At 47.9% G+C, this 5261-nt stretch carries 5 protein-coding genes; 1 reads left to right on the top strand and 4 read right to left on the bottom strand.

All coding sequences use genetic code 11. The annotated features are described in order from the left end of the window. Nucleotides 1–47: 47 nt before the first annotated feature. Genes OEL57_RS13775 through OEL57_RS13765 form a run of 3 tightly spaced genes read right to left on the bottom strand, consistent with a single transcriptional unit; the run spans nt 48 to nt 3009 of the window. The gene (locus OEL57_RS13775; RefSeq protein WP_300741200.1) at nt 48–1595 is read right to left on the bottom strand and encodes a hypothetical protein; all 1548 of its coding nucleotides are present in this window, start codon (nt 1593–1595) and stop codon (nt 48–50) included. Nucleotides 1596–1633: 38 nt separating this feature from the next. Beyond that, nucleotides 1634–2530 carry a serine/threonine protein kinase gene (locus OEL57_RS13770; RefSeq protein ID WP_300741198.1) on the bottom strand — a complete coding sequence of 299 codons (897 nt, stop codon included), beginning with the start codon at nt 2528–2530 and terminating at the stop codon, nt 1634–1636. A gap of 44 nt (nt 2531–2574) precedes the next feature. Continuing rightward, nucleotides 2575–3009, bottom strand: coding sequence for a hypothetical protein (locus OEL57_RS13765; RefSeq protein ID WP_300741197.1), 435 nt, complete (start codon nt 3007–3009; stop codon nt 2575–2577). 138 nt (nt 3010–3147) lie between these two features. On the opposite strand from OEL57_RS13765, the gene OEL57_RS13760 reads away from it, so the two are divergent. Continuing rightward, on the top strand, nt 3148–3819 hold the full coding sequence (locus tag OEL57_RS13760; protein WP_300741195.1) for an FHA domain-containing protein: 672 nt from the start codon (nt 3148–3150) through the stop codon (nt 3817–3819). A gap of 12 nt (nt 3820–3831) precedes the next feature. Here OEL57_RS13760 and OEL57_RS13755 read toward each other — a convergent pair. Next, the coding region (locus OEL57_RS13755) for a GspE/PulE family protein (RefSeq protein ID WP_300741194.1) at nt 3832–5261 on the bottom strand (1430 nt) is incomplete at its 5' end.

The following is a 5261-nucleotide window of genomic DNA, read 5'->3' as shown; positions in this document are numbered from 1 at the left end:
TTGATGTTTTAAGTAAAATACACCCTTGACACCTGTAACTTCTGTATTTATTCTGTTACGCCGCTGCCCTTTTTACCCTGTTCAACAACCTGCTCAAGAATTGAAAGCACCGTTTCTTCATTGGGTTGTTCAGCCTGATACATCCGGTTTTTAACCCAGTCACCCTTTGCTCCTGAGACGGTGGCGGTAAACTGGCGAGCAAGAGTCTGAGCCACGTCCTGCACAATGGCCGGGCTTAAATTCTGAGTTGCGAGTCTGTCAACAATTTCCCGCTCGATACGTGAAACAGCGGCCTGCAGCATCACCCCACCGCCGTTGGCGGATACTTCCGGGGACTGCAACGCCAGTGATCGACTCACCTTTTCGATGTAGTCACTCAAAAGGGCTGACATCTGCTGTTCATCAGCAGCCACGCCCCCTTTTTTAATCTCTGAAGCCAGCACAATCAGCCTGGCCGCTTCTTCCGGCGCATCCTTAATGCTTTCAATCAACTCACTGAAGCTTAAACCAATTTGCTCTGCAGCCTCAGCAACAACCTGCAGCAGTTCATCACTGGCAAGCTCTTTACACAACTCTTTAACCAGCAACAGATAGTCGGCAGGTGGCATACCTTCGGCAAAGAGACCGTCCTTCAACTGGGGTAGCAGATAGCGCAGCTCTTTGATATCAGGCAGCATCCGACGGATAATCTGGGCCAGACGTTTTACTGATATCCCCTTATCGTTCCGGTACTCTTCCTTGATCAATCGGACAATAACCTGATAGCTGATCTGGTTTAACTCGTTGATTACCAGCTCATCCACAGCAGCCAGTTTACCGGTCTCCTGCTGTATTCTGGCATCTTCAAGAATCGTTTCTTTAAGTTTATAGACCGATTCAAGCATTTCAGACGGGCTGAGCGGCGTATCGTCATCAACATCAGGAGACGCTATGAACCGACGGGAAAGGGCCTTTATCTGGCTGGTTATTGCAGCATCACTTTCAACAAGATGGGGGGATGTTCCCGTTGAAGCAGTTCCACAGGAAAGCATTTCCGAGATTTCAGAAGACAACTCCTGGGGGATAATCAATCCTGCACCTGCGCCTTGCAGCGCCTGTAAACTGTTTAACAGGTGGTTTTCAGAAAGCAGCTCCTTGTTAATGATGGTCTCATCAACGGTAATCTTTTGATACACAACATAATTAAGGCGTACCCCGGCAACCTGCTTCTCTCTAAGGCAGGACTGCATTGATTCCGCATCCTTGAAATCTGCCAACGAGCCGATCATGTAAAACAGGGTCTGCACACCTTCCAGCGACAAATTCCGGTCAAAGCTGACCGACTGTACACCAGCCTTGTTTAACCTGCTGGTAATACGCGGGACACTAACCAGTTTATCAACACAGTGATTTTCAAGATAGACCGATCCCCGTTCAACACTAATGGTAAGCATCTCCACCGTACCGAAGGCTTGCAGCAGGAGGGTATAAAAGTTTGCAGAACTATCCTTGGTTGTCTGATGCCCCCCACCAAACATGAAGGCGTTATTAAACGCCAGGTTAAACAACCGGGCAATCTGTAATGCCTGTTTTGCATCTATAGCCGTGTCTGACATCTCTTGACCATGCTCCTGCAGGCAAACTGCCTGGCTGGTTAATTCAGGCTACGCGTACGGATGTAGGTTTCCAACTCAACTTTAAACTCCAGACAATCGGCAAAACGATTACCCGGTAGTGAGGCTGTAGCGGTGGCAATGATTGACTCAAGTTCACGGTCAATGGCCGGGTTCAGCTCAGAGGGCCTGGCAGTGAAAAAGCTATCAGGATCTGTTTTCTTCCGCTGGATCATATCAGCCGGAGACTCGCTACGTACCGGCAAGAGCCCGGCAGCCATCTCCATAAGTATAACACCGACTGAATACATGTCCGTCCGGCCATCTGTTTCTGTACGGGCCGCCTGCTCCGGTGAGATATAGAGCGGTGTCCCGAACAGCGAGGATGATGCACTGTATTCAGCCCAGATTGTCCGGGCTATGCCGAAATCAGCGACAATGGGACGCTTGAACCGGTCATCAATAAGAATATTTGCCGGCTTGATATCCTGATGAACAACCCCCTCATCATGTGCATAGTCAAGTGCATCAAGCACCTGGCAGATATAATGAATTGTTTCCGAAAACGGCAGGATACGCTTGGTAGGAACCGGATGTTTACGCGCCTTGACAATGATGGTCCTCAAATCACTACCGGCAATAAGTTGCATGATCTGAAAAAAGAAATCACTTGTTTCCCCCATCTCATACACCGGCACAATATTGGGGTGATTAAGAATTCCAATGGTTTCTGCTTCATCACGAAACATCTTCTGCGCCTTGGGACTGTTTGCAAGGGACTTGGGAAGAATCTTTACCGCAACCTGGCGTTTAAGTGTTGTCTGATAGCCGATAAAAACCGCCCCCATCGACCCTTGTCCCAACAACTTGACAAGAGTGACAGTACCAATGCTTGTACCAACATAGCTTAAAAGGTCGATTGAAGAGATGGTTGCCATCGAATTATCTCCTGCTATACTAGCTGTTACAAACAATAACAATTTTATGATATACGGTAAACAGAATTTAACCTGTCGATTTCTGGCAGAATTTGTGGGTTGACCCGGGCGTAAGAAAAAATTATAGCAGGTAAGGACAGACTAACCTGGCCAGCAGTTTTCATCTTCCACTTTTTATCAATATACTGGATACGCATATGCAAACGACCACAATGCCAGCAGTTAACAACTGTACGCTGTTTTGTCAGCAGCAGGTTCTTGCAGAAAACCTGCCCTTTTCCCATGATCAGCTCAAAGAGGTCCTCAACCGTATCTACACAGACAGGTCCTCTTTTACCGGCTATCTGCGATTTATCTCCCTTGCCAGCGACGACTGTTACCAGCTCTTTCTCTTTTTCTATAAAGGGGCTCCCTATGCTGCCGGCAGATATGCAGAAGGCAAGCCGGTTATTTATTCCATCCAGGACCTTGCGAGGCAACTGGTAAAATCTGACCAATCCTCATTATTTATTACGCTCTGCGAGACGGATCCCATTCTGTTGAAATGTATGCTGCTCTTTTTACAGAAGGAGCCTGCCATTAAGGCACCCACCACACTTATTGATTTTGAGTACGTCGTGCAACAGATCAACGAAGCTGAAAAACATGCCATGATCGCGCTAAATCGTGACAAGGCATTTAACTTTTATTTTTTTAAAGACGGGAAATGTGCCCAGGTTTATTACGCAGATCTCGCATTCCAGCGGCCAGAGGGGATGACACTTGATGAAGAGATGTTGCTGTATGCCTATCAACCAGGCGAAACAATACTGACCTGGATCTACCGTGATATGAACACCAGCATGTCTGAGGATTCAAACCAGTACGACAAAGAATCACTGTATTCGCTGTTAACCATGGGATATCTCAAAAATAAACGCAGGGATGATCAAGCAGCATCCCGTCAAACAGAAACTGGCGATAACCTTTGTGCAGCATCCCCCCCCCCAACAGAGACAAAGGTCCCCCGCGTCATACTGTGCATTGAGTCCGGTCCTTTGATAGGCGCCCGGTTTTCTGTGGTGCTCCCCTGCACTATTGGTCGTAAAGAATGTGATTTTATCCTAGAGGATCGGCTTATTTCACGCCGTCATGCAGTGCTGAAATCAAGTGGGGATACTATCATAATAGAAGATCTGGAAAGCAAAAACGGCACGAAAGTCAATGGCACCAAAATCACCAGTAGCCCATTAACGCCGTTTGACCTGGTAGCCATAGGTCCGATTAACTTAAAAGTGCTGACGGAATAGCACTGACACAGATCATTTGGCAAATCTGGCCATACTACATATCTTTTCCCGCCCAGCCTCAATCTGCTCATAAGGCACGGTTCGCATCAGCTCTTCAAGGGTTGTTTCACCAGCCAAAACCCTGCGAAAACCATCCTCGATCATGGTCAGGCGCTCGGTACCGGAAAACACAGTATTGCGCAGGCTGATATTATCAGGGCGCCGATTCAGCAGTAGCAGTTCTTCCCGGGTAGGAATCCAAAGCTCAACAATCGGACGGCGACCGGAATAGCCGGTATAGTGGCAGGCTGGACAGCCTTTCCCCTTAAAAAACTCAATTTTGTGTTTCAGCGGAATACCGAACTCTTGCAAAAGCTCTATTGGTGGGAGATACGGAGTTTTACAGTCTGGACAGATGTAACGCACAAGCCTCTGTGCAAGCACACAACGCAAGGTTGTGGAGACAAGACTCGGTTCAACCCCCATATCAATCAAGCGCGTCACGGCACTGGTGGCGTCATTGGTATGCAGGGTTGAAAGCACCGTGTGGCCAGTCAGGGCCGCACGCATGGCAATCGTTGCGGTCTCCAGATCGCGGATTTCACCAACCATGATATTATCAGGATCCTGACGCAGAAAAGCCCGCAGTAGACGGGCAAACGTATTACCGATATTTTCGTTGACTTCAGTCTGAGTCATACCGTCAATGCTGTACTCTATCGGGTCCTCAATGGTGAGTGTCTTGGCGCCAGGGGTATTGATATGCGAAAGGATGGCATACAGCGTAGACGATTTCCCTGATCCGGTCGGCCCGGTAACGAGAAAGATGCCGGTCGGTTTTTCAAGTGCTGTGTAGAGCGTTTTAACATCTTCCGGGGAGTAGCCCAACCCCTCCAGCGTAATAGTTCCTCTACGTTTATCCAGTATCCGTATAACGACATTTTCACCAAACTGCGTTGGCACCGTTGACACCCTGAAATCAACACTTCGTACATTGCCCTCCTTGGACACCTTCATCTTAAAGCTGCTGTCCTGTGGACGGCGACGTTCAGCAATATCCATATCGCAGAGAATTTTGACCTTGGAAACAACCTGCCGCGCATTTGTACTGATCAGGAGGTCATCAGCCCCCAAGCCCACTGTTTGCAAAATACCATCCAGACGGTAACGGATAACCATCCCGTTTTCCGTTGACTCAAAATGAATATCGCTGGCCCCCTCCTTAATCCCGGTGGCAATAATCCGCTTAACAAGATAATCTACGTCGGCACTTATAAAATCATTGACATATTTTGATTTAGTCGTATCACGCACCTGGTCTTCAGACAGCTCAAAATGCATCTTTGCATGCTCTGCCCCGCCAATAATCTTGAAAACCTTCTGCTGAGCAATGATTATGTCACTTTCTTTGGCAATCACCGGGATAATCTTCATATGGCACCAGCTTTCAAGCTGTGCAAGTT

Origin of the sequence: Trichlorobacter sp. (genome assembly GCF_030247655.1) — a bacterium.
In the GTDB taxonomy this organism is placed as follows: Bacteria; Desulfobacterota; Desulfuromonadia; order Geobacterales; family Pseudopelobacteraceae; genus Trichlorobacter.
Note: the sequence above shows the minus strand (reverse complement) of the source record. Positions and strands in the feature narration are given on the sequence as shown.

Bases quoted from the DNA above. Each gene is read 5' to 3' on its own strand.
- OEL57_RS13775 (WP_300741200.1), bottom strand. From the start codon at position 1,595: ATGTCAGACACGGCTATAGATGCAAAACAGGCATTACAGATTGCCCGG.
- OEL57_RS13770 (WP_300741198.1), bottom strand. From the start codon at position 2,530: ATGGCAACCATCTCTTCAATCGACCTTTTAAGCTATGTTGGTACAAGC.